Origin of the sequence: Aeromonas sp. QDB31 (assembly GCF_027707605.1) — a bacterium.
Lineage (GTDB): Bacteria > Pseudomonadota > Gammaproteobacteria > Enterobacterales > Aeromonadaceae > Aeromonas > Aeromonas media.
This window is the reverse complement of record NZ_JAPCIX010000006.1, coordinates 189,747-215,040: the sequence shown is the minus strand read 5'-3', so window position 1 is coordinate 215,040 and position 25,294 is coordinate 189,747. Positions and strand designations below refer to the sequence as shown.

At 45.6% G+C, this 25,294-nt stretch carries 20 protein-coding genes; all 20 read left to right on the top strand.

Annotated features, from left to right (window positions below; translation table 11 throughout):
* The first annotated feature begins 898 nt into the window (after positions 1–898).
* The 20 genes from rfbB to PG898_RS08950 all read left to right on the top strand — a co-directional run bounded on the left by rfbB (position 899) and on the right by PG898_RS08950 (position 25,235).
* Positions 899–1,984: a dTDP-glucose 4,6-dehydratase gene (gene rfbB / locus PG898_RS09045; RefSeq protein ID WP_270823728.1), complete on the top strand. Its 1,086-nt coding sequence runs from the start codon at positions 899–901 to the stop codon at positions 1,982–1,984.
* On the top strand, positions 1,984–2,871 hold the full coding sequence (gene rfbD, locus PG898_RS09040) for a dTDP-4-dehydrorhamnose reductase (protein WP_270823729.1): 888 nt from the start codon (positions 1,984–1,986) through the stop codon (positions 2,869–2,871). The genes rfbB and rfbD overlap by 1 nt, the downstream gene beginning before the upstream one ends.
* Before the next feature lie 113 nt (positions 2,872–2,984).
* Complete coding sequence (gene rfbA, locus PG898_RS09035) at positions 2,985–3,863, top strand: glucose-1-phosphate thymidylyltransferase RfbA (protein ID WP_059168600.1); 879 nt, start codon at positions 2,985–2,987, stop codon at positions 3,861–3,863.
* A gap of 61 nt (positions 3,864–3,924) precedes the next feature.
* Positions 3,925–4,470, top strand: coding sequence for a dTDP-4-dehydrorhamnose 3,5-epimerase (gene rfbC / locus PG898_RS09030; RefSeq protein WP_234676856.1), 546 nt, complete (start codon positions 3,925–3,927; stop codon positions 4,468–4,470).
* A 108-nt stretch (positions 4,471–4,578) separates the two neighbouring features.
* Positions 4,579–5,397, top strand: coding sequence for an ABC transporter permease (locus PG898_RS09025; RefSeq protein ID WP_234676855.1), 819 nt, complete (start codon positions 4,579–4,581; stop codon positions 5,395–5,397).
* The gene (locus tag PG898_RS09020; RefSeq protein ID WP_270823731.1) at positions 5,387–6,703 is read left to right on the top strand and encodes an ABC transporter ATP-binding protein; all 1,317 of its coding nucleotides are present in this window, start codon (positions 5,387–5,389) and stop codon (positions 6,701–6,703) included. Before PG898_RS09025 ends, PG898_RS09020 begins: the two co-directional genes overlap by 11 nt.
* Before the next feature lie 17 nt (positions 6,704–6,720).
* The gene (locus PG898_RS09015) at positions 6,721–10,146 is read left to right on the top strand and encodes a GT99 family glycosyltransferase N-terminal domain-containing protein (protein WP_270823732.1); all 3,426 of its coding nucleotides are present in this window, start codon (positions 6,721–6,723) and stop codon (positions 10,144–10,146) included.
* 2 nt (positions 10,147–10,148) lie between these two features.
* Positions 10,149–11,225, top strand: a complete 1,077-nt coding sequence (locus PG898_RS09010) for an acyltransferase family protein (RefSeq protein ID WP_270823733.1) — start codon at positions 10,149–10,151, stop codon at positions 11,223–11,225.
* Between the two features lies 1 nt (position 11,226).
* Positions 11,227–12,033 carry a glycosyltransferase family 2 protein gene (locus PG898_RS09005; RefSeq protein WP_270823734.1) on the top strand — a complete coding sequence of 269 codons (807 nt, stop codon included), beginning with the start codon at positions 11,227–11,229 and terminating at the stop codon, positions 12,031–12,033.
* The gene (locus PG898_RS09000; RefSeq protein WP_270823735.1) at positions 12,033–12,989 is read left to right on the top strand and encodes a UDP-glucose 4-epimerase family protein; all 957 of its coding nucleotides are present in this window, start codon (positions 12,033–12,035) and stop codon (positions 12,987–12,989) included. The genes PG898_RS09005 and PG898_RS09000 overlap by 1 nt, the downstream gene beginning before the upstream one ends.
* Positions 12,989–14,014: an MraY family glycosyltransferase gene (locus PG898_RS08995; protein WP_270823736.1), complete on the top strand. Its 1,026-nt coding sequence runs from the start codon at positions 12,989–12,991 to the stop codon at positions 14,012–14,014. Before PG898_RS09000 ends, PG898_RS08995 begins: the two co-directional genes overlap by 1 nt.
* Positions 14,011–15,996, top strand: coding sequence for a polysaccharide biosynthesis protein (locus PG898_RS08990; RefSeq protein ID WP_270823737.1), 1,986 nt, complete (start codon positions 14,011–14,013; stop codon positions 15,994–15,996). The genes PG898_RS08995 and PG898_RS08990 overlap by 4 nt, the downstream gene beginning before the upstream one ends.
* A gap of 762 nt (positions 15,997–16,758) precedes the next feature.
* A complete protein-coding gene (locus PG898_RS08985; RefSeq protein ID WP_270823738.1) occupies positions 16,759–17,775 on the top strand; it encodes a sugar transferase in 1,017 nt (338 codons plus the stop codon).
* Between the two features lie 35 nt (positions 17,776–17,810).
* The gene (locus PG898_RS08980) at positions 17,811–19,064 is read left to right on the top strand and encodes an oligosaccharide flippase family protein (RefSeq protein WP_270823739.1); all 1,254 of its coding nucleotides are present in this window, start codon (positions 17,811–17,813) and stop codon (positions 19,062–19,064) included.
* Positions 19,065–19,904, top strand: coding sequence for a glycosyltransferase (locus PG898_RS08975; RefSeq protein WP_270823740.1), 840 nt, complete (start codon positions 19,065–19,067; stop codon positions 19,902–19,904).
* Complete coding sequence (locus tag PG898_RS08970) at positions 19,892–21,094, top strand: hypothetical protein (protein ID WP_270823742.1); 1,203 nt, start codon at positions 19,892–19,894, stop codon at positions 21,092–21,094. The genes PG898_RS08975 and PG898_RS08970 overlap by 13 nt, the downstream gene beginning before the upstream one ends.
* Positions 21,094–21,876 (top strand): glycosyltransferase family 2 protein, encoded by a 783-nt coding sequence (locus tag PG898_RS08965; protein WP_270823743.1) that lies wholly within the window; start codon positions 21,094–21,096, stop codon positions 21,874–21,876. The genes PG898_RS08970 and PG898_RS08965 overlap by 1 nt, the downstream gene beginning before the upstream one ends.
* Positions 21,876–22,625, top strand: coding sequence for a glycosyltransferase family 2 protein (locus PG898_RS08960; RefSeq protein WP_270823744.1), 750 nt, complete (start codon positions 21,876–21,878; stop codon positions 22,623–22,625). The genes PG898_RS08965 and PG898_RS08960 overlap by 1 nt, the downstream gene beginning before the upstream one ends.
* A gap of 5 nt (positions 22,626–22,630) precedes the next feature.
* Entirely contained in the window at positions 22,631–23,797 is a 1,167-nt protein-coding gene (locus PG898_RS08955) for a nucleotide sugar dehydrogenase (RefSeq protein ID WP_270823745.1), read from the top strand.
* Between the two features lie 322 nt (positions 23,798–24,119).
* Complete coding sequence (locus PG898_RS08950; protein WP_270823746.1) at positions 24,120–25,235, top strand: polysaccharide export protein; 1,116 nt, start codon at positions 24,120–24,122, stop codon at positions 25,233–25,235.
* Positions 25,236–25,294 lie beyond the last annotated feature (59 nt).

Sequence of the window (25,294 nt, the reverse complement as noted above, 5' to 3'; positions counted from 1 at the left end):
CGAGGATCCTACATAACCCCCCTGTATCGGGACTGAATCGTGTCTGCCTTTATTATCATCGCTCCGCCTCACTCCGTGACCAGGCGGATTCATGACCCCTCAACCAAAGCTAACGGCAACCTTGGGCTCACCCAGCACTTCAGTACCAAGGGTTGCGACCGTTCCTATCGCACGGGCCGGGACCGGGAAATCCTTATGCTTTAGGCGGTTTACAGCGTGAAGACTATGCCTGGCAACACAATCTTGGCTCTGATGTCGCGTCCACTCACATCGTTTGTAAGAACTTGAAAAAAAGTGACTTTTCTCTTCTACAAGAGCAATGGCCAGGTAAGGCAATGTCTCTCATTGTTGGGATTGGGGTTCTTTGGTAGAGAGTTAACAATAACTACAAAGATATTAATGAATCCATAACGGGCATATAGCCTGTGATGTTTTGACTGTTCATCCACAGGCCAAACGAGATAGAATCTGGCCCAAAATCGGGTTAACTGCCCAAAATGTGGGCAATGCAGGCGCCAGGAATACCTGGTGAGCAATGTGATGTGACGCCATTGTCAGGCATCAAGTAAAACAAGAAGCTGGAGGATATGATGACCAACAGCGCGCACAATCAGGTTAAAAGTAGCATGTTGGGAGCTGTAACTCAGGGGCGGTAGCGTGATCATTTATCCATTTCAATCTTGCGTTGGTTCATCGCCGTTAATCCTCTCGTCTTGAAGACCTTTCTGGCAACAGACAGATAGTTCGCATGCCCACACGAGTGACCCAGAGTGTGTTCAAGCATTCGTAATTTCAGTGTAATCACTTTACTTTATGAAGAAAAAACAGAGTGATACACAGCAGCAGACTTTTACCAAACATCTTTCCTTTTCATTAGATTGCAATCGGGAACCTTTCAATGAAGATCCTTGTAACCGGCGGTGCCGGCTTTATCGGCTCGGCGGTCGTTCGTCATATTATTCAAAATACCAACGACTCAGTTCTCAACCTCGATAAACTCACCTATGCGGGCAATCTGGAATCCTTGGCCAGTGTCGCCAGCAGTGAACGTTATGCCTTTGAACAGGTGGATATCTGCAACCGCGCCGAGTTGGATAGGGTCTTTGCCGCCCACCAACCCGATGCCGTGATGCATCTGGCGGCAGAGAGCCACGTCGATCGTTCCATCACCGGACCTGCCGATTTCATCGAAACCAATATCGTCGGCACCTACATGCTGCTGGAAGCCGCCCGTGCATATTGGAACGGCCTGGACGAGATGGGCAAGGCGGCCTTCCGCTTCCACCATATCTCCACTGACGAGGTCTATGGCGACCTGCCCCATCCCGATGAAGCTGCTCCTGGCGAGGAGCTGCCGCTCTTTACCGAAACCACCCCCTACGCACCCAGCAGCCCTTACTCTGCCTCCAAGGCTTCCAGCGACCATCTGGTGCGTGCCTGGCGCCGAACCTACGGCCTGCCGACTATCGTCACCAACTGCTCCAACAACTACGGCCCGTACCATTTCCCCGAGAAGCTGATCCCGCTGGTGATCCTCAACGCGCTGGATGGCAAACCGCTGCCGGTGTACGGCAAGGGAGACCAGATCCGTGACTGGCTCTATGTGGAAGACCACGCCCGCGCGCTTTATACCGTGGTCACCACAGGTGTCATCGGTGAGACCTACAACATCGGCGGCCATAACGAGAAACAAAATCTGGAAGTCGTGCATACCATCTGTGACCTGCTCGATGAGATGGTACCAAAAGCCGGGTCCTATCGTGATCAAATCACCTATGTGGCGGATCGCCCCGGTCACGATCGCCGTTATGCCATCGATGCCAGCAAGATGAGCGCCGAGCTCGATTGGCAGCCAGAGGAGACTTTCGAGTCGGGTATTCGCAAAACTGTGCAGTGGTATCTGGATAATCAGCACTGGGTCAACAACGTGAAGAGCGGGTCTTATCAATCCTGGATTGAACAAAACTACGGGGAGCGTGCCTGATGCATATTCTGCTGTTTGGCAAGAATGGTCAGGTTGGCTGGGAGCTGCAACGTGCACTGGCGCCGCTGGGCCGTATCACTGCCGTCGATTTTGACTCAACCGATTACTGCGGCGACTTCAGCAAGCCGGCCGGCGTGGCCGAAACGGTACGTCTGCTCAAGCCGGACGTGATTGTCAACGCCGCGGCCCATACCGCAGTCGACAAAGCGGAGAGCGAGCGGGAGTTTGCCGAGCTGCTCAACGCCACGAGTGTGGCGGCGATTGCCAAAGAAGCGGAGGCATTGGGAGCCTGGTTGGTTCACTACTCGACCGACTATGTGTTCGATGGCAGTGGTGAGCGCCCTTGGCTTGAAACCGATGCGACCGCTCCGCTCAACGTTTACGGCGAGACCAAGCTGGCGGGTGAGCAGGCTGCGGCCCTGTGCTCGCGTCACCTGATCTTCCGCACCAGCTGGGTCTATGCTGCCCGTGGCGCCAACTTTGCCAAGACCATGTTGCGTTTTGGCAAAGAGCGTAGCGAGATGTCAGTCATCAATGACCAGTTCGGCGCCCCGACGGGCGCCGAGTTGCTGGCCGATTGCACCGCCCATGCGATCCGCGTAGCGCAGAGCAAACCCGAGGTTACCGGGCTGTACCATCTGATTGCCTCCGGCACCACCACCTGGTTTGACTACGCCCAGCTGGTGTTTGCTAAAGCCAGAGAGGCCGGGGTTGAACTGGCGGTCACACAACTCAATGCGGTGCCGACCAGCGCTTTCCCGACCCCGGCCAAACGCCCCCATAACTCTCGCCTTGATACCAGCAAATTCCAGCGCACCTTCGATCTGGTGCTGCCGGACTGGACCGTTGGTGTGGAGCGGATGTTGACCGAGATCCTGGGCAAGTAAATCACTGATCAGGGATGTAGTGAATGCATCCCTGGCAGGTAGGGATAAAACTTAAAAGGTGTGGCCGCAAGCCACCCTTTTCTTTTGCAATTTAAAAATAAGAAATAAGCATCATGACCAAACGTAAAGGCATTATTCTGGCCGGTGGCTCAGGCACCCGTCTCTATCCGGTCACCATGGCGGTGAGCAAGCAGCTGCTGCCAATCTATGACAAGCCGATGATCTACTATCCGCTCAGCACCCTGATGCTGGCCGGTATTCGCGATATTTTGATCATCAGTACGCCGCAAGATACCCCCCGTTTTGAGCAATTGCTGGGTGATGGCAGCCAGTGGGGCCTGAACTTGCAATACAAGGTACAGCCAAGTCCGGACGGGTTGGCACAAGCCTTTATTCTGGGTGAAGAGTTCATCGGTTCAGACCCGTGTGCGTTGGTACTGGGGGACAACATCTTCTACGGCCACGACCTGCAGAAACAGCTGGAGGCGGCAGCGGCCAAAGAGAGCGGCGCCACCGTCTTTGCTTACCACGTGCACGACCCTGAGCGTTATGGGGTTGTTGAGTTTGATAAAGAGGGAACCGCTATCTCTCTGGAAGAGAAGCCGTTGGAGCCCAAGAGCAACTATGCGGTCACCGGCCTCTATTTCTATGACAATAGTGTGGTAGATATTGCCAAGAGCCTGAAGCCATCACCGCGTGGTGAGCTGGAAATCACCGATGTGAACCGTATCTACCTGGAGCAAGGCAATCTGTCGGTGGCGATGATGGGCCGTGGTTATGCTTGGCTTGATACCGGCACCCATGAAAGCATGATTGAAGCGAGCAACTTTATTCAGACCATCGAGACACGTCAGGGATTGAAAGTGGCATGCCCTGAAGAGATCGCCTATCGCCAGAAGTTTATCAGTGCCGACCAGATACGTGAGCTTGCTGCGCCGTTGGCAAAGAATGCTTATGGCCAATACTTGTTAAGAATGGTTGCCAAAGCCTGATGTGATATGGGGGAGGGAATATACATCTCCCATAAAAATTTAATTAAATGTGGACACACAGATGAATGTAATCAAGACAGCTATTCCTGATGTGCTTATTTTTGAGCCCAAGGTATTTGGTGATGAACGTGGTTTTTTCTTTGAAAGTTTCAATCACAAGCTGTTTGAAGAAGCGGTGGGATATCCGGTAACTTTTGTGCAGGATAATCACTCGAAGTCTTCAAAAGGGGTATTACGTGGCTTGCACTATCAGTTGCCGCCCCATGCCCAGGGCAAGCTGGTACGTTGTGTGGCTGGTGAAGTGTTTGATGTGGCGGTAGATATCCGCAAAAGCTCGCCGACCTTTGGGAAATGGATCGGTGTTCATCTATCTGGTGGGAATAAGCGGCAGCTGTGGATCCCGGAAGGATTTGCACACGGTTTTTTTACTATAAGTGAGACTGCTGAGTTTTTATATAAAACAACTAATTATTATCATCCACAAAGTGACCGGAGCATATTGTGGAATGACGAAAACTTAAGTATTAATTGGCCATCAAATAATACGCTTTTATCAAAAAAGGATGAGATGGCTGCTATGTTTTCTGATGCGGAATATTTTCTTTGATTTTTCATCACTATTATATAAAGCTGATGAATTATAATGTTTTGATATGTGCACGTAAGGCATTTCAACGGGGTATTGTGTGGCGTTATTATTTTCCCAAGGGTGTTTATGAATCGAGATAGTAGTATATCCCCAATTCGTATGTTGTCTTTTTATACCAATCGTCATTTAATTATTACTCTAGTTCGTCGAGAAGTCGCTGCTAGATACCGTGGTTCACTGTTTGGAAATTTGTGGGCTCTGTTTACTCCACTTTTTATGTTGGCTGTTTATACCTTTATTTTTAGTGTGGTATTTAAGGCTCGCTGGAGTGGCGGTAGTGATTCACGCAGCGAATTTGCTTTGGTATTATTTGCCGGTTTAATGGTATTCAATCTATTTTCCGAGTGTTTTAATCGAGCACCGCGTTTGATTCTGGAAAATATTAACTACGTTAAAAAGGTTGTATTTCCACTTGATATCCTGCCTTGGGTTGCGTTGGGTAGTGCCATGATAAATTTAGTGATCAGTTTTATGGTGTGGATCGCTTTTTATGTTATTGCCTTTGGCATTCCGCCTGTTACCGCATTGCTCTTCCCAGTTGTAATTTTACCGCTCGCCTTGTTAGTCATGGGCGTTTCGTGGGCTCTTGCTGCGATGGGGGTCTACTTGCGTGATCTTTCACAACTGGTTGGTGTTATCAGTACAATATTAATGTTCCTCTCACCGATATTTTATCCTGTCGAAGCGTTGCCAGAAGAGTACCGTCATTGGCTTAACGTCAATCCTCTTACTCCTGTGATTGCGCAGGTGCGTGATGTTCTTTATTGGGGAAAACTGCCTTCTTGGGAGTTATACAGCACAACATTGATTATCGGAATGTCTGTCATGTATGCAGGATTCGCCTTGTTCCAGAAAACGCGTAAGGGATTTGCCGATGTGCTCTGATAAAATAGCAATTGAAGTGCGTGGTTTGAGCAAGTGTTATCAGGTTTATGAGCAGCCGGTCGATCGACTCAAGCAGTTTGTGATTCCCCGCTTATTTCGGTTGTTTAGCCGTGCTGCCAGACAATATTTTCGCGAGTTTTGGGCACTTCGGAAAATTGATTTCACGATTAAAAAGGGTGAGACAGTAGGGATCATTGGCCATAACGGGGCTGGAAAATCCACATTGCTCCAGCTGATCTGTGGCACCCTCAACCCTTCTCATGGTGAAGTCATTGTTAATGGACGTATTGCGGCGCTGCTTGAGTTGGGCGCTGGTTTTAATCCTGAGTTTAGTGGTCGTGACAATGTCTATCTCAATGCCACTGTATTAGGGTTGAGCAAAGAGGATATTGATGCAAAGTTTGATGAAATTGCCCGTTTTGCCGACATTGGCGATTTTATGGAGCAACCGGTCAAGACCTATTCCAGTGGCATGTACGTGCGTCTTGCGTTTGCAGTGCAGGCGTGTATTGACCCTGAAATTTTGATAGTCGATGAGGCGTTGGCAGTTGGCGATATCGGTTTCCAGTACAAGTGTTTCAAGCGTATGGAAGCCCTGAAAGCTAAGGGTGTTACCATTTTGATGGTGACCCACTCAACTGGCAGTATCTTGGAGTATGCCGATCGCTGTCTGGTTATGGAAGGGGGTCGCCTTATTGGTGATACCACTGATGTGCTTGCTGCTGTGATGGCGTATGAAAAGGGCATGATCCTATCGCAGGAACAAGCAGAAACCTTGGCATTGCCAGATCTTGAGAGTGATGGCGATTGTCCATCACAGCTAGTTTTACTTGAAAAGCAAAAAAATGAAGCCAATTTAGCGTTGGGCGAGAAACGATTTGGCTCTGCTCGCGCGATTATTGCCGCTCTGACCATTGTTAAGGCGGATGGTACACCTTTTCATGAAGAACCCCTTGTGAAATCAGGTGAAACTCTGACGCTCCGCTTTGAACTCTGGTCGAGCCAGATTATTGAAGATGTGGCATTAGGGCTTTCATTGAGTCGTGCCCAAGGTGGTGATATATGGGGTGATAGTAATATTGCCGCCGGTCACCCCATAAGCTTGAAACCTGGTCGCCAATTGGTGACTTATCAAGTGACCTTACCAATTAATAGTGGTGATTATTTGTTGCACTGTGGTTTAGCCTCTCTCAAGGGAGGGGAGCGTGAAGAACTTGATCAGCGTCGGCCAATGCAGGCAATCAAGTTCTGGTCTTCCAGAGAGCTGGGTGGCGTTGTACACGCTCCTATTACCGTTATGGCCTGAATTTCTCGGAGTTATCAATGCTGGCTGCTTTTCTACCTCCTTATCCTTTCCGTGCTCAGGCAGCACCCTATCTTTGGTGCTATTACCGCTTGCTGTGTGAATGGACTAATGAACCAGCTTTTTTTATCACTGGGCGCGATTATGTTCGAGCATCCGATGAATGGGAAGGTCGCTGGGAATGTGATCCGGCGGTACAGTCTAGGTTGGGTTATTCCTTTCCAGTTAACGTTATGCCTGAACAGCATCATTACGCATGGTTGGATGAAAATAGATTTGATGATTGGCTGAATAAGCTGAATGGTAATCCGATAGAGGCGTTTCGGCGCTTCTTGTGTGAGCGTGATGCTGAATATGAGCGTGAACTTGAGGCGTTACTGGATGCTGCTCCGGCTGATCTTGAAGCCATCGTAACTATTTGTAATGTTGCTTCATTAGAGGCGGTATGTGCTGCACGTGGCATCCCTGTCATTCATATTGAGTTGGGTCCACTACGTGGGCCACTGTATCGTGAGACCGGTTATGTCGACTTTCTGGGCGTCAATGGCAACACTGAATGCGCACAACGTTATGCACGTTGTAATGGCGGGCTATTATCACTTACTACTCGGGAGCTATTGCAGTTTTTCTTGACTCATCCCGAAACCTACCAAAAATTGCCAGCGCAAAGCACTTATGAATGTGGGGCTGTATTGCAGGTAGAAGATGATTCTAATCTGGTTGCTTATGGCAACGGAATGAGCAATCTCGCACTGCTTGCTGCCGCACGGCAGAAAGTGGCTGCGGATGATCTGCTTGTTCGTGCTCATCCGGGGAGTCCGTTTGCGCTTAAAACCGCACAGGTTTGTCTCGATGATTCACCTAATAGCCTATGCTTTGTTGCCTTGTGTCGACAGATATTAACTATCAACTCTAGTGTAGGACTGGAGGCGCTTTTACTGGACAAATCATTAACAGTCTGGGGCGATAGTTCTTACAATTTTATTCTGGAGACTCATGATGATGCTGAGCGGAAAAGACGACTCAGTTTCTATCTGTTTGGGTACTTGGTGCCTTTCTCATTACAGCTAAAACCTTCATATTTACGCTTCCGGTTAGGTCAACCAGAACAGCATGATATAATCCTTTGCCATGTGAGCGAATACATGCAACAAGATCACCTTGATCCTAAAATATTTGATGGGCTCCCTGTTTCGGTACAAGCTGCGGTTTCTATACAGTTTGCCAATCTTGCTCGCGAGCATCAGGCTGAAGTTCGAGCGTTGCAAGAGCGTAACGCGGAATTGGAATCCTCTCTAGCTGAACTGGCAACGTCACATGCCCAGCAAATATCTGATTATGAGATGGCGGTTGCGAGTCAACTTCAGGAATCTCTCGCTATCATTGAAATGCAGCGGAAAAGTATTGATGAAGCTCAACAATTGGCTGCAGAGCTGAAACAGGTGGCTTCTGAGCGGATAACAACTTCTGAGATGGCTGATAACCTCTCTCAACGGCTAGCAATCCTCTCTGAACAAGCTGAACTTGCATCTCACCAAGTGAATACACTTGAAAAACAACTTCAGCACCAGAAAGAGATCTTTCAATCTTGGCTGCAACAAGTAACAACCAGTTTATCTTGGCGCATAACGATGCCTTTGCGAGTGATCGGGCGCTTGTTGCGTGGTGATATAGCAGCGTTGAAACAAGGCTGGCGGCAAGTATGCAATGAAGGTGGCCGTCGTGGTAAATTGGCGAGAACGATTCACCCATTATGTCGCCCTATCGTTACTCTTGCAAGAAATCCATCATTATTCACGAAAGGTTTGCGCAGTTTACGACAGCAAGGCATCAGCGCGACTTTGCATCGTGTTAGCCATGTATTGGATGGCAGGTCTCATCATGTTATGCCTGAGGTTATTTCATTAGGAGGCAAAGATACTGCCGAGTTAGTTATTTTGACTACTGCGCATTGTGGTTATCTCGCTGAATTGATGTGTGCTAGTTTGAAAAAAGTGAATATTCAGGCTGTAGTTCAATATCAAATGCCCGAAGAAGGTTACTTGGACGTTTTGCATATTGTTATTTGTCCACAGATGTTCCCTGTTTTACCAGGACAGTATATCGCGTATCAACTTGAACAATCTGTCAGTTCTCGTTGGTTTACGGAGGATTACCTTGCTCGCTTGGAAAATTCCCTAGCCATTTTTGATTATTCTTTGAAAAACATTGCCTTTTTGCAAGATAAAGGATTGAGTTATCGTCAGATCTATCATCTGCCAGTGGGCTTGCTTCCGCGAGAGCTTGCCAACCACCCGGTCCCAGAGACGGTTGATGTGTTATTTTATGGTGACATCAATAATGATAGGCGCAGAGCCTATGTTGCCGAGCTAAAAAAACATTTCTCTGTGAAAATCATTAATGATCTTTTTGGTGACGCGCTGTATGCTGAAATGTCCAAGGCAAAAGTGATTGTTAATATTCATTATTATGAAGGCGCTCTACTGGAAACAACCAGAATATACGAGTGTTTGTCACAAAATAAAGTCATTGTATCTGAAGAAAGTTCAGATATGGATGAGTATTCTGCTCTGTTGCCTTTGGTTGACTTTGTTCCTGTGAATGATATTCAAGCTATGGTGGAAAAAGTTGATTATTGGGTCTCCAATGATGTTGCCAGAAAAGAGCGAAATAATGAAATAAGAAAAGGCTGTACTGACATGCCTGATATGTTTTCCTATTATTTCCTGAGATTGTTTTTAGCACACGACCTGATCACTTATGATGATTTTTATCAGGCTGTGGGAGATGTAATTCAGTTTGATACAGATATGATTTGCTTAGGATTACCTGAGACGACTGCCCGCAAAGCGGACTTTGAAAAAGATAACCACTATGGTATTCAGTATATTCCTGGCCTAAGACATCGACTTGGATGGGTAGGATGTGGATTAAGTTATAAATTCCTAATTAATAGGGCGAAAGATCTCAATTTTCCGCAAATTACTATCTGTGAAGACGATGTTTTTCTTCCGGATGATTTTTCGAGCAGACTTAATAATATTAAAAAGTATTTATCTGAAAAAGAAAACTGGGATGTATTTGCTGGTTTGATTGCTGACTTGCATGATGATGTTAAAATATTACACGTCGAATATGTTGACAATGAGCGTTATGTTCATATAGATAAAATGGTAAGTATGGTCACAAATATTTACTCGGATAAATTCTATGATAAGCTCTTGGCTTGGGATAGCTGTAATCACGATGCGCAAACTAATACCATTGATCGTTTCATTGAGCAGCATGATGATGTTCACACAATCGTGACATCCAGATATTTAGTTGGTCATAAAGAAGACTTGAACTCTACTTTGTGGGGCATCTCAAATATGACGTATAAAAAATTAATACAAAATAGCGAGAATAAATTGCAAGATAAAATTGCTGCTTATACAGCCAACTAATTATGTTAAGTCATATTGAAAAAGATAATCACTGGCTCGACATTTGTCGAGCTAGTGCAATCCTTCTAGTGTTGCTTTCGCATGGTCGTCGTCTATTGTTTCCAATTTTTCCAGATGCTCAACTTTTCAAATTTGGCGGCTTTCTCGGCGTTGAGATTTTTTTCGTATTGTCTGGTTTTTTAATCGGTTCAATTATTATAGAGAAAAGTTCTAGCAGTGAGAGTAGATGGCGCTGGATCCCCCACTTTTGGGTGCGTCGTTTTTTACGAACATACCCTAACTATTTATTATTCTTGTCCTTGAATTGGTTGATTATTGGTACATGGCGCCCTGAGTCAATGCCAGAATTATGGCGCTATATGACATTTACTCAAAGCTTGTTGTCGGCTCATCCAGGTTTTTTTGGCGAGGCTTGGAGTTTAGTAATTGAAGAGATTTTCTATTTTCTTATACCATTAATAATGCTAATTACTTGGCGAGGTTCAGCTATTCAGGCATTATTGGTTACTCTTTTTATATTGCTAGTTTCTTCTTTAGTGATGCGTGGAGTACTTGTGTACTCAGATCCTGAGTTGACATTTAATCAAGTCAGATCGACAGCGTTACTACGCCTTGATTCAATTATGATTGGGGTGTTAACCTGCTATTTTTATTACCACGGTAAATTATGGCGAGAGAGGTTAATTAGGGCTGCACCTTTCTTATCTTTATTGATAATTCCAGTTGTTATTATCTCAATGCAGCCAGATAAAATTATGGATGAGAGTCTTTTTTTGAAGGTTTTCTTGTTTCCAATAGCGAATACGGCTGCTGCCGGGCTACTTGTTTCTGGTATGAATCTGAGAGTTAATAATTTATTTTATAGATTGGTTAGACCTGTGGCTAGATGGTCATACTCTGCATATCTCGTAAATTTGTTAGTGTTAAGTGCTATGGGTTTCTATTTGCCAAAAGTGACCGTGGATACCGCTATTTTATATTGGCTTGGTTTTATATTTACTACGCTAATGTTATCTGCTGTTACTTATAACTATTTTGAACGCAATATTTTGCTATGGCGTGATCACTGGATTAAATAGTATGTATCAATTTTGTCTATCCATTGGCGTGGTTACTTATTGTACTGAAAAGGTAATGATAGCAAGCACTTTCAATAAACTACAGAAAGCAGTAACTGAAGCTGGGGTTGTTAGTTTCTTGATAGTCGTTGACCACTCGCCATCAAATGATTTAGCTATTCAAAATGAAGATATAAGAAAGAATTTTTCAGGTGAGCATGACTTAATTCTTGCGCAGTCAAATCCTGGATTCGGTGCCGGTCATAACCGCGCACTGCTGACTGATGCCAAATATCACCTTATCCTCAACCCTGATCTTGAAGTTGCCCCAGATGCACTGAAAAATGCGCTCGAATTTATGGAGCAACATCCGGATTGCGGATTATTGACGCCTTTTGCTACATGGGAAGATGGTGAGGTACAACGGCTTTGCAAACGCTATCCAACCGTATTTGATTTATTGCTGCGTGGTTTTGCTCCTGCATTCGTGAAGAAATTATTCCAGACTCGCTTGGCGAAATATGAGATGGCTGAACACCTCAACAATGATGATGTGTTGTGGGACCCACCTATTGTCAGTGGTTGTTTTATGTTGTTTCGCACAGATGTTCTGCAACAGCTCGGAGGGTTTGACCCTCGCTTTTTCCTCTATTTTGAAGATTTTGACATCAGTTTGCGGGCAGGAAAGATCAGCCGGATTGCCTATGTCCCTCAGGTGAAGGTTGTCCATCACGGTGGTCATGCATCGCGCAAAGGCTGGCGCCATATCTGGATGTTTGGGCGTTCCATGGTGACTTTCTTCAATATTCACGGCTGGCGTTGGTGGTAATGGCAGATATCAAAAGTACAGTCTTGGTTACAGGTGCCAACGGATTTGTAGGCAAGGCGGTCTGCGAACACCTGCTTAGTCTGGGGGCTAATGTGAAAGGTGCGGTGCGAAGTCACCCGCTTGCTTCGTACCAGGTTCAGGCTCCCTCTTTGACTGGGGATGCCAACTGGACAGCCCAATTGCAACAAGTGGATGTGGTTGTTCACTGTGCAGCTAGGGTGCATGTGATGTCAGATACCGCGACAGATCCCCTGGCGGCTTTTCGAGCGGTGAATACAGAGGGCACCCTCACGCTTGCTCGGCAGGCTGCTGAGGCAGGGGTGAAGCGCTTCATCTTTACTAGCTCGATCAAAGTGAATGGCGAGCAGACCGAGCCAGGCAAGCCATTTGATGAGAATGTGCAGAGTCCGCCAGAAGATCCCTATGGACGCTCGAAGTATGAGGCTGAGCAGGGGCTGATGGCACTCGCGAAAGAGTGTGGTATGGCGGTAACCATCATTCGTCCTCCTCTTATTTACGGGGAAGGGGTGAAGGCTAACTTTGCCAGCATGATGACGTGGGTGCGCAAAGGGATCCCACTCCCTTTTGCCCGTTTGAACAATGCGCGCAGTTTGTTGGCGTTGCCTAATCTGTGTGACTTCATTGCCCATGCAATGGCGCACCCTGCCGCAGTGAACCAGGTCTTTTTAGTCGCAGATCCCGTCGCAGTGTCGACGTCGCAGTTATTGGCGGCGATTGCAGAAACAGAAGGGGTTGCCTGTCGGTTGTTTTATCTCCCACCAGGAGTGATAAGAGGGCTTGGTCGTTGTTTGGGGATTGATGCCAAGCTACAACGGATTTATGGATCTCTGGAAATGGATACCGGTAAGGCTCAGAGGCGATTACAATGGTCGGCACCCTATTCGCTCTCTCAGACCCTATCTCTGATGGCATCTTCCCATAGTGAGTCGTCTTGATGCTGGCATTTGTTTTGTTGTTGATGTTTTGTCTTTTTCTTTCAATCACCATGACCGGCCTGCTCAGGCGCTACGCCCAGACCCGCTTGCTTGACCAACCCAATCATCGCAGTTCGCATCAGGTGCCTACCCCGAGAGGCGGTGGAATGGCTATCGTGGCGACCTTTCTGCTGGCAGCCCCGTTGTTTGTCACCCTGATCCCACTGTCCTCCGGCATATCCCAGAGCAGCTTCGCATTGATATGGGCTGCGGCGCTGGGCATTGCACTGGTTGGTTTTATCGATGACCACATCTCTCTCAAGCCCCGAACCCGCCTGATTGTGCAGAGCATAGCGGCAGCCTTGGTGGTATCTGCGGTTGATGGTTTGCCAGCGCTGACTTTCTTTGGCTGGCAGTTAGATCTCGCCTGGTTCGGTTATCTACTGGCCTGGCTGGGGGTGATCTGGTTTATCAACCTGTACAACTTTATGGATGGCATCGATGGCTTGGCGGCCGGCGAGGCCGTTGTCGTTTGCCTGTTCATGGCGTTATTTCATTATCTGGTTGGGGGGGCGTGGTCGTCTGCCAGTTTGACCCTGCTACTGGGGATTTCGGCGGCGGGCTTCTTGTGCTGGAATTTTCCGCCTGCCAGGATCTTTATGGGGGATGGTGGCAGTGGTTTTCTTGGCTTGATGTTGGCTTCCCTGATGCTGCTGGATGCCGCTTCTGCACCTCAATTCCTGTGGGCATGGCTCGTCATGCTCGGGGTATTTGTGGTTGATGCGACCTGGACTTTGCTGAATCGCTATCGTCTGAAGTGTCGTCTGAGCGAGGCTCATCGTACTCATGGCTATCAATATCTGGCGAGGCGTTGGCAGAGCCATCGAAACGTGACATTGGCTGTGCTTCTTATAAATTGCCTCTGGCTTGCACCGATCGCTGTCATGATTGTATTGGGCCAGCTCGATGGTGTGATCGGTCTGGTCATTGCCTACTTGCCGTTAGCGTTTCTTGCGTATCACCTGAATGCAGGAGTACCAGAATGAGAAATGAGCTTTTACCCGGTGGAAGCTGGCTACTGACTTGCTTGGGCTCCCTCTCACGTGCCAGCAAGCGTGCCGTATCTGTCACCGTTGATATGATCCTGATCACCATGACCTATTGGGGTGCGTACTGGATCCGGCTTGAACATAACTGGCCAATCGATAGCCCCCATCACTGGGCACTGCTCGGCGCAATTATTATCGTTAGTATCAGTGTGTTTGTGCGGCTGGGGCTGTATCGCGCTGTGTTGCGATATGTCAGCTTTCGGGTGTTATGGACAATCTCACTAGGGGCATTTCTTTCAACCTGCTTCTTCGTTATCTCTGCGTTTTATTTCGATATCTTCCTGCCCAGAACGGTATCGGTTATCTATCTCTCCTTTCTGGTGCTGCTGGTCGGTGGTGTTCGGCTATTTTTCCGAGCGCTCCTTAATACCACCCGTTTGGCTCGTACTCAGGTGTTGATCTACGGCGCGGGCTCTTCTGGCCGACAGCTGCAAATGGCCTTGTTGCAAGGCAATGAGTTTTATCCCGTCGCCTTTATTGATGACGATCCCGCCAAACAGGGGTGCGTGATCCAGGGCTGTACCGTTTATCACAGTGCTCAGCTACCAACCCTGATTGACCACCATGGAGTTCAAAAGATCTTGCTGGCCATGCCGAGCAGCACCAGGGCACGACGTCAGGAAGTGATCAATGCACTTGAGCCCCTCTCTTGCGAAGTGCTTTCTATCCCAGGTATGGCCGATTTGGTCAATGGCTCTGCACGTATCGATCAACTCAAGGAGGTCTCCATAGACGATCTTTTGGGCAGAGATCCAGTAGAACCCGTAACCAGATTGATGGAGGCGAATATAACGGCCAAGGCGGTCATGGTGACTGGTGCTGGGGGTTCTATTGGATCTGAGTTGTGCCGCCAGATCCTGCGGTGTAGGCCATCTACATTGGTATTGTTCGAGCTATCTGAATACGCCCTCTATATCTTACATAAAGACTTGCGCGAGCAGTGTCAGCGTGAAGATATTGAAACTGAACTAGTTCCTTTATTGGGGTCAGTACAGCGCCAGCATCGTCTCAAGACTGTGATGCAGAGCTTTCATATCCAGACTGTCTACCACGCCGCAGCATACAAACATGTGCCGCTGGTCGAGTTCAACATCATCGAAGGTGTCCGCAACAATGTCTTTGGAACTCTTTACGCAGCTCAGGCTGCCATTGAGGCAGGGGTAGAGACCTTCGTACTAATCTCCACCGATAAGGCGGTACGACCGACTAATACCATGGGGGCCAGCAAGCGCCTAGCCGAGCTGGTATTGCAAGCTTTGACCCGTGAGAAGCATAACACCCGTTTTTGTATGGTTCGCTTTGGCAATGTACTCGGATCTTCCGGTTCAGTGGTCCCGTTGTTTAGACAGCAGATTGATAAAGGTGGGCCGATAACCCTGACGCATCCCGACATCATTCGTTACTTCATGACGATTCCAGAGGCTGCCCAGCTGGTAATCCAGGCGGGAGCCATGGGGAAGGGGGGCGACGTGTTTGTGCTCGATATGGGACAACCGGTACGGATCATGGAGTTGGCTAAACGGATGATCCGGCTCAGCGGGCTGACTCTGCGTGATGAGCAGCGACCAGATGGCGATATTGCCATCGAAGTGACCGGTCTGCGGCCGGGTGAAAAGCTCTATGAAGAGTTACTGATTGGTGATGATGCCAGAGGAACCGAACATCCCAGGGTCATGGTGGCACAAGAGAGTTGGCTGCCATGGGATCGTTTGCGTTCCTTGTTGACCTCGCTGGATGAGGCTTGTCACCATTTTGATCAGCAGCAAGTACGAGAGATCTTAATGCATGCGCCTGCCGCATTTGAGCCAACGGACGGCATCTGTGACCTGGTCTGGCTGGCCAAACAGCGCGGTCTTTCAAGTGACAATGTTGTACCACTCCCCACACACAGCATAGATTTTTCTCTTGCGAATCACTGACCCACTTTTTAGGCGCCCATCATTGGGCGTTTTTCGTATATGAGTCGATTGGTTGCTTTTTGACCGACCGAGTCCTAAGTAGGCCAGATTGGCTACCATTTTGAGCAAACCGCAGGTAGAATCACGCCCGCCAATTCAAAATTAATCCTGTATCTTCTTGTGCTGAATAGGGCCTGAATGATCATGGTTATAACGATGGATAAGCATAACGAGAGCCTTGCCGTCTCGCTTGTCAAGGTGTACAGGAACAAAAACTGTCATAAATCTTTGGCAAAATTAACAATATTCAAAACTGCAAGCACACTGAGGGCTGTAACTCAGGGGCGGTAGCTATTGTTTTTTATGGGAAGTCTGTTTTTTGTCTTGTAATTGACATTTTTGTTGTCCAGTTGGTACTAGAGAGCGAGTTTGTGTCAATAGTAGAAAGGATTGTGGGCAATTACTTGGCGTATTTTATGGGAGAGAGATATCAATAAGGTGTGTGCCTAAACGCGAATGTAGCGCAGATGGATTGGCAACATTCTGCAACTGAAATGCGGTGTGGTGATATCCATAGTGGCAGATGTTCCAACCGTCGTGTACCGATTTAGCCTCTTGCTTCCCAATGAAGTAGACCTTTTTTTGCAAGCTCTCACGAGCGTATGTAGCACACTCGCAGAGAAAAAAGAACGATCTATATCACGCGGTTGCTTGACGTCTATTTTTTATAAAAAAACATAGGGCTTTTCTATCAGTAGCTAGACATAAAGAGAGCTAAGGGAAATGGATAATAAAATCAACAGTAGTGCTGCCTTATGGAATGCAGCGAATGAACAATTAACCGAAAAGATCCACTCACAGGATATTGGTAATCTAGTACATGAGCTTAAGCGAGTTCATATGAAAAGTGATGAGCTTTATGTCTACTGCAGTGATAATGATAGAAATCATATTGAGCGGGTGCTTGCTGATTATCCGTTCAAATTGAACTTCAATGTGACAGAACTCTCGGCCCTGAAAGGCAAAACCCTTGTGCATTACAAGAGCGGTGACCTTCCCGATGAACTGGCCGCAATGCTGGTGCTGGCCACCAAATATGGCGCCTACGTTGAACCGCTGGTCAGTTATCTGGACCGTCGTTTTGGCCGCACTGAAGTGGAGTTGCTGCACAGCGGCTACTTCCTGCACATGAAATCTTTCTCCATCCTCTCCCGCCCATCCAACCGCATTGTCAAGCGTGCGCTGGATCTGGTCTCTGCCATTGCGCTCAGTCTGGTTGCCATTCCCATTGGCCTGCTTGCTGCGCTGGCCATCAAACTGGAATCACCTGGTCCCGTTTTTTATCGTCAAGCCCGGGTTGGCCTGTTCAACCAGGAATTCGACGTAATCAAATTCCGCTCTATGCGAAACGATGCCGAAAAGAATGGTGCTCAATGGGCAAGCAAGAACGACGCCCGAGTCACTCGTGTTGGCCGTTTCATTCGCAAGACCCGTATTGATGAACTACCGCAACTGATCAACGTCTTTAAAGGGGAAATGTCTCTGGTTGGCCCAAGACCCGAGCGGGAAGTATTTATCAAAGAGCTGGAAGCCGTTATCCCGTACTATCGCTTCCGTCATGCGGTCAAGCCCGGCATTACCGGCCTGGCCCAGGTCAAATACCCCTACGGGGCATCTATTGAAGATGCCGTGTGGAAGCATAAATACGATATCTTCTATATCAAGCATCAAAGTCTGATGTTGGATATCAAGATCCTGCTGCTGACAGTCAAGACTGTGCTGTTTGGGATGGGGCGATAGCCATTGCTATCATCGTGAGTAACAAGATTTAATTCATGCATAATTTTATAATCAGAAACAGATCCGCATTATATTCTATCTGTTCATTATTTCTTAAATTAATGAGCGGACCATTAGCGGTTCTTTTGGTTGCAACTAAACTAACCCCCGAAGTTCAGGGGGTTTATTATACCTTCATTTCAATATCGACTATTCAATGGATATTTGAAATTGGCTTTTCAACTGCTATTGTACAGCACTTATCTGCGACAAAAGTAAAAAGTCATTTTAATAGTTATGTGAGAGTTGCGGTATGTTTTTTTACTGTAATGTCACTATTAGTATTGTTAAGTTCACAGTTGTATGCCCAATGGGTCTTTGCGGATACGAGTAAATCAATATGGCTAACGCCATGGCTATTGTACTCCCTCCTGTTTTGTTTAAACATACTAAATAACATTGTTCCACTTGTTGAAGAAGGTAGAATTAACGCTGAAAAAGTCTACTTATCAAAACTAATTAGTGGTGTAGCATACTCAGTCAGCTTGATAATATCATTATGGCTAGGTGCTGGTTTATACTCATTGTTTATTTCGCAGTTGTCTATGCTTTTGGCAAATGTGGTCTTGTTCAAGGGTGACTATTCCACCATATATTATGAGTATAAAGGCAGCTCAGTAAAAAGATCCCTTGCTGTAGCCAAGAGCATGCTGTCATTTCAGTATAAGTTATCCTTGGTTTGGATTGTTGGATACTTCTATTGGAATATATATTCTGTTTATTTTTATAAATACGTCGATGCTGTTTTTGCTGGTCAGTATGGCGCAACAAATTCAATCATTAATGCTCTTGCTATCGCGATGACTGCATGGATTCAGACAAAGAGATCTCATTTAGGTAACCTAGTTGCGGGCAATAAAGTTTCAGATACAGTACCAATATTAAAGCAAGCACTGTATTTTGGTCTATTTGGGTATATCATTATTGCATCCATATTTATTTTGTTTCTCAAACTAGATGTTTTAAATTTACAGCACAGATTTCTTGTGACTGGATTGGTATTGCAGATTGCAATAATGAGGCTTGCTATTTTGGCGCATGAAATAGTTTTTATGTATTTTAGAACATTCAAAGATGAACCATTTTATCGTTTATCAATTTTAAACTATATAATCACTCCTTTGGTCGTTATCTTTGCTCATCGATATGGCGCTATTGAATATTGTTTTTTAGCTGCGATAGCAATACAGTATCTATTGATTGTACCTATTTATATCAAGTCGAAAAAAATAATTATGGAGCGAATTTAAATGATCAGCGTTATCATGCCAATTTATAACGGTGAACTATATCTACGAGATGCGATTGAAAGTATTTTAAAACAAACATATACCAACTTTGAGTTAATTTGCATAGATGATGGCTCTACAGACAATACGTTGAGCATTTTAAAAGATTATGCGGCGAAGGACCATCGAATGGTCATTGTTAGCAGAGAAAACAGAGGTTTGATTTCAACGTTAAATGAAGGTCTTTCTCTGGCTAAGTATAACTATATAGCAAGAATGGATGCTGATGACATTTCTATGCCTAGTAGGCTGGAGAAACAAATAAATTATCTACATTCACATAAGAATGTTGGAGTGATTGGTTGTTCATATACATCTGTTGATCAAGATAGAAATATTATTGGTCTGAGACGGTTGTGGGATAATAACTATATTCTCAAAGCAACATGTATTTTTGGGTCACCATTTGCACATCCTAGTGTTATGTTTAATAAATGTGTTTTGGGGGCAGAGTTATATTACTCGCCTGAGTATAAATATGCTGAAGATTATGAGTTATGGACAAGGCTTCAAAAGATAACAAGATTTGCAGCTTTAAGTGAGCCGTTGTTAGAATATAGGGTGTTAAAAACAAGTGTTTCACGTAAAAATTATATAGAGCAAAAGAAAACAATGCTTCGTGCTGCATGTAATAACCTTCTAGCTCATCAACCAAGAGATAAAGAATCTATATTAAGGTTCTATATAGACGGGGAATTAAATATAGCGTTTATTCGATTTATGTTTATGCAAAGTCGCTTTGAAAATATAGCAGTTCAGCTTTGTTATTTGTTTATGAGATTTATTAAATGGAAAGCATAATTCTATTCTCGATGCTTCTTTCGACGAAATACATGCTTCCTTCAGTTCTTGGGATTAGTAAGTATCTCTTGTTCATTGCAATGATTTTGAACGTCATAGGCGTTTTATGGAATAGTTTTTCTCATCAATGGATGACAAAAAGTAAGCTTGTTGTAATTGCATTATCATTCGTCACAATGCTTCTCATCAATGTTGCAAAATTAAATTCTGATTTGTTTTCTCTTGATGACTTATATCCGACTGATATTTTTATATTTAGCGCTATATTAGTGATTATATCTACACAATATAAATTGCTAAGAAATGCAGTTATAAAGTATTTAAACTTGAATGCTCTGGTAATATCATTTGGTGTTGTTCTCTTTCTTTTAGACACATTCAAGTTGATTAACCCTATTGGATTAGTTAGTGCGCCAGACCATGCAAATTTGGATGGTTATCAAAACTTATATTATCTAGCATATTACCCTTCTTGGATATCATTCGACATATCTGGCATCGTTATACATCGCTTTGCTTCTGTTTTTTGGGAGCCTGGGACTCTGGGATTGTATTTGATAGCATTTATTCTAATCGAGGCGTTGTTTTTTGTTTATAAATATGAACTTTTTAATCGGAGGCGTGGGGCTGTATTTTTAATTTCAGGTATACTATCGCTATCATTGCTATTTTACTTGTTGATATTCCCTGTTATCTTATTTATCCTCTTTTATAATAAGAAATGGGTAGCTCTTTCAATAATTATAACGATCATCGCACTAGCACTCATTTATTTTTATGATCAGTTGTATAATTTGATTTTTTATCGACTAGAGTTTGATTCTGAGCGAGGTTTTGTAGGAAATAATAGGTCTAGTGCATTCGATATTATGCTTAGTTCTATGACAAATACGGACTGGATTACTGTTTTAGTTGGCTATGGGCCGAAAGCTGTTTTTCTTGGTGATTCGACATCCTTTCCGATAAAAATATATCAGCGTGGATTATTAGGGGCTGGCGGGTTAGTATTGTTAATTATTTATTCAACACTTGTTTTCCCTAGGTATAAAATAGCTAAATTATTCGCTTTTATGTTGATGTTTGGCTTGTTTTTTTTAACTCAAATTGAGGGGGCAATAATAAGTTTGTATTTTATAATTTTGATGCTGACCTCCAATACTGAATTTTATAAGCCCATGAATAAGGTTTGATGATGATATCCATTGTTATATCTACTATATCCGCTCGTATAGAAAAGTTAATTATTCCGCAAGCATCAAATATTGAGTATGTCGTGGTTCATCAAAATCCTCATGAGGCAAAACAATCAATAGTTCATGAGTTGTTGTCCCGAAAGGATGTTGTCTATACTCCCTTATATGAGCATGGATTAACTAAAAGTAGAAATGTCGGTATTGCAAACGCATCGGGTGATTATGTTTTGATCATGGATGATGATGTAACATTCTCGATAGAAAAAATCTATCAGTTAATAAAGACCATGATTGATGAAGAAATTTATGTGGCGACTTATTACCATCAGTATCTTGATGGCAGAACGACAAAAATAAATAATAAATCGTATTATTTAAATAAATTAACGGTCGCGCAACCATCATCAATAGATATTTGTTTTAATAAAAGAGTGTTAGCTGAAAAAAATATCAAGTTTGATGAGCTTTTTGGATTGGGATCAAAATATCCATCAGGTGAAGAAATGATATTTTTGTCCGATTGCCTCTCCTCAGGTCTTCCAGTTAAGCGGTATCCATTAGAGATATGCGTGCATCCCCCTATTACTTCAGGACTGGATTTTTATAGCTCACCACAAAAGATCGCCGCGAAAGCCGCTATGTTTTCAAGAGTGTATAAAAAATGGTGGCGAGTTATGTTTATATTATTTGTGATAAAAAAAATCCCTAGAGTGTTTAAAGCCGGATATACCTCTTTTTTTATTTCAAATGTACTTGATTGCTTAAGAGGTAAATATTAATGGCTTGTCATCCTCTAGTCTCTATTATAATGCCTTCGTATAATTCCAGCTTGACTATATCTGATTCTATTGACAGTGTTCTAAAACAAACATATCAAAATTGGGAGCTGATTATCACCGACGATTGCTCGAGTGATAACACGTTGGAGATTCTTAGAGAATATGCCTGTGCGGATTCCAGGATTAAATTTACCCGTAATGAAACTAATTCTGGTGCTGGTTTTTCAAGAAATAGATCCATCGATGTTGCCAAGGGAAAATATATAGCATTTTTGGATGCTGATGATCTCTGGCTTGAGAATAAACTCTCCAATCAGATCTCTTTTATGGAGAAAAATGGATATTTGTTCTCATTTTCATCCTATCAAAAGTTTTCGAAAGATGGTGACGGTGGCGTCGTTGTGGCACCAAACTCAGTTACATATCAGCAACTTCTTTATGGTAACGTCATCGGCTGCCTTACTGCTGTGTATAATGCTGAGGTTTTGGGAAAAAAGAAAATGCCACTTATTAGAAAGCGGCAAGATATGGGGCTCTGGCTTACCTTGTTGAAAGAGTGTGATGCTGCATATAGTCTACCGGATGTATTAGCTAAATATCGCACGGATACTGGTATGACACAGAATAAGATAAATACAGCAAAGTATCAGTGGGAATTTTACAGAACGGTTGTTCAGTTGAATTTATTTAAATCCAGTTGGTATTTCTGCTGGTATGCATTAAATGGCTTGTTAAAACATAGAGTATAAATAATATGAAAATTGCTATCGCTGGCACGGGATATGTCGGTTTATCAAATGCTGTTTTACTTGCACAACACCATGAAGTGGTGGCAGTCGACGTGATTGCCAGCAAGGTCGAGATGATCAATCAAGGTCGCTCCCCCATCGTCGATAAAGAGATTGAAAGCTATCTGGCCAGCCATGATCTGAATCTGCGAGCCACCCTTGATAAAGAAGAGGCTTATCAAGAGGCTGACTTCGTTATCATTGCGACGCCTACCGATTATGATCCCGAAACCAACTACTTCAATACCAGCACGGTGGAGTCTGTGGTGAAGGATGTGATGGCGATTAATCCCGATGCGGTGATGGTGATCAAATCCACCATTCCGGTCGGCTTTACCGCTCGGCTGCGTGAAGAGTTGGGGGGGGACAATCTTATTTTCTCGCCGGAGTTTTTGCGTGAAGGTCGCGCCCTTTACGACAACCTGCACCCGTCTCGTATTGTGGTGGGTGAGCGTTCCGAGCGAGCACAGGTTTTTGCCAACCTGTTGCTAGAAGGGGCAATCAAGCAGGATGTGCCCGTGCTGTTTACCGATAGCACAGAGGCCGAGGCGATCAAGCTGTTTGCCAATACCTATCTGGCCATGCGGGTTGCCTTTTTTAATGAGCTCGATACCTATGCCCAGCTGCATGGTCTCGATAGTCGCCAGGTTATTGATGGTATAGGTCTCGATCCCCGTATTGGTAGCCACTACAATAATCCGTCATTTGGCTATGGTGGTTACTGCTTGCCGAAAGATACCAAACAGCTGTTGGCCAACTACAACAAGGTACCGAATAACCTGATCCGGGCGATTGTTGATTCCAATACCACGCGTAAGGATTTTGTTGCCGATTCGGTGATCCGCAAGAATCCAAAACGAGTGGGTGTATATCGACTGGTGATGAAGGCGGGGTCCGATAACTTCCGTGCTTCTGCCATTCAAGGGGTTATGAAGCGGATCAAGGCGAAAGGGATTGAAGTTGTCATTTATGAGCCCACCTTGAGCGAGCCCGAGTTTTTCCGCTCCAAAGTCATTACCGAACTGGCGCAATTCAAAGAGAGTTGTGATGTGATATTGGCCAACCGTATGGTTGAAGAGTTGAGCGATGTGACAGACAAGGTATATACCCGCGATCTGTTTGGTAATGACTAACATGTCGACAGCGGTTCCCTCAAGCAGGGGGGGGCCGCATTACATGGTAAATAAGTCGTTAAATATAACGCTCGTACTATTCAATCACATATCTGGTTAGACCTCTTGGCAAGTACAGGCTGGTTTTAATATCAGCATCAAAGATCGTGCGCTTGAAGGTGGGCATATATCCTTTGAATCGTGAGTGAGCTGCTCATCTTCATCATTTCAATTGTTGCTGTGATTTTATCCGTAAATTTATCTCAGAATTCTCCGTGTTTTCCGCTATCATACGGCGATTTTTCCGTTCAGTTCTTGATGGCAAGCTTAATAAGGTGTGGTAGTGAAAAGGATTCAGCTCATTCCTCTGTTGTCGGCCGTGGCCCTGCTCAGTGCATGCACTGTGGTGCCCGGTACCAATCTTTCCACCAGTGGCAAAACCGAGGTGGTCACAGGTTCCGTTGATGTTGATCAGCTGGCCGATGTCTATCCGGTCACCCCCGCACTGGTCAGCCAGTTGCGCAAGGCACCTGTGGTGGGCAAGGCCAACCCCGAGCTCAATAGCCAGATCAGCAGCTATGAGTACCGGATTGGTGTGGGTGACATCCTCAATGTCACCGTGTGGGATCACCCCGAGTTGACCATCCCGGCCGGTTCTTACCGCAGTGCCAGCGAAGCGGGCAACTGGGTACACGCCGATGGCACTATCTTTTACCCCTATATCGGCAAGGTGACCGTCGTGGGTAAAACCGTCGCGGAGATCCGCACCGATATTGCCAAGCGCCTGGCCCAGTATATCGAGAGCCCGCAGGTGGATGTGAGCATTGCGGCTTTCCGTTCCCAGAAGGTTTATATCTCAGGCGAGGTGACCAAGCCGGGGGCTCAACCTATCACCAATGTGCCGATGACCCTGCTCGATGCCTTCAATCTGGCTGGCGGGCTGACCCCGACCGCCGATTGGCACCATGTGGTGTTGACCCGCCAGGGCAAGGAGTTCCCACTCTCCATGCAGGATCTGCTGCAGTATGGGGATCTCTCTCACAATCAGCTGATGCGTGACGGCGACATGCTCTATGTACCGCGTAACGATGCCCAGAAGGTTTTTGTGATGGGGGAGGTCAACAAGGCATCCACCCTGACCATTGGCCGTGAGGGGATGAGCCTGACCGAAGCACTGAGCAGTGCCGAGGGCCTCAACCAGAATGCCGCCAATGCAACCGGCATCTTCGTATTGCGCCCAGCTGCGAAAGCCCAAGAGAAAGCCGCCATTTATCAGCTTGACCTGAGTGATGCCACCGCGCTGGTGATGGGCACCGAGTTTGCCTTGCAACCTTACGACGTGGTTTATGTCACCACTGCGCCGGTGACGCGCTGGAACCGTGTGCTCAGCCAACTGGTGCCTTCTATTACTGGCTTTAACGAGTTGACCGAAGGCATGTTGCGGGTACGCAACTGGTAAAACTCTGTGTGGTGTTGACTCGGTGTACTCTGGTGCCGGGTGGAAGATGAAAGAGCGAC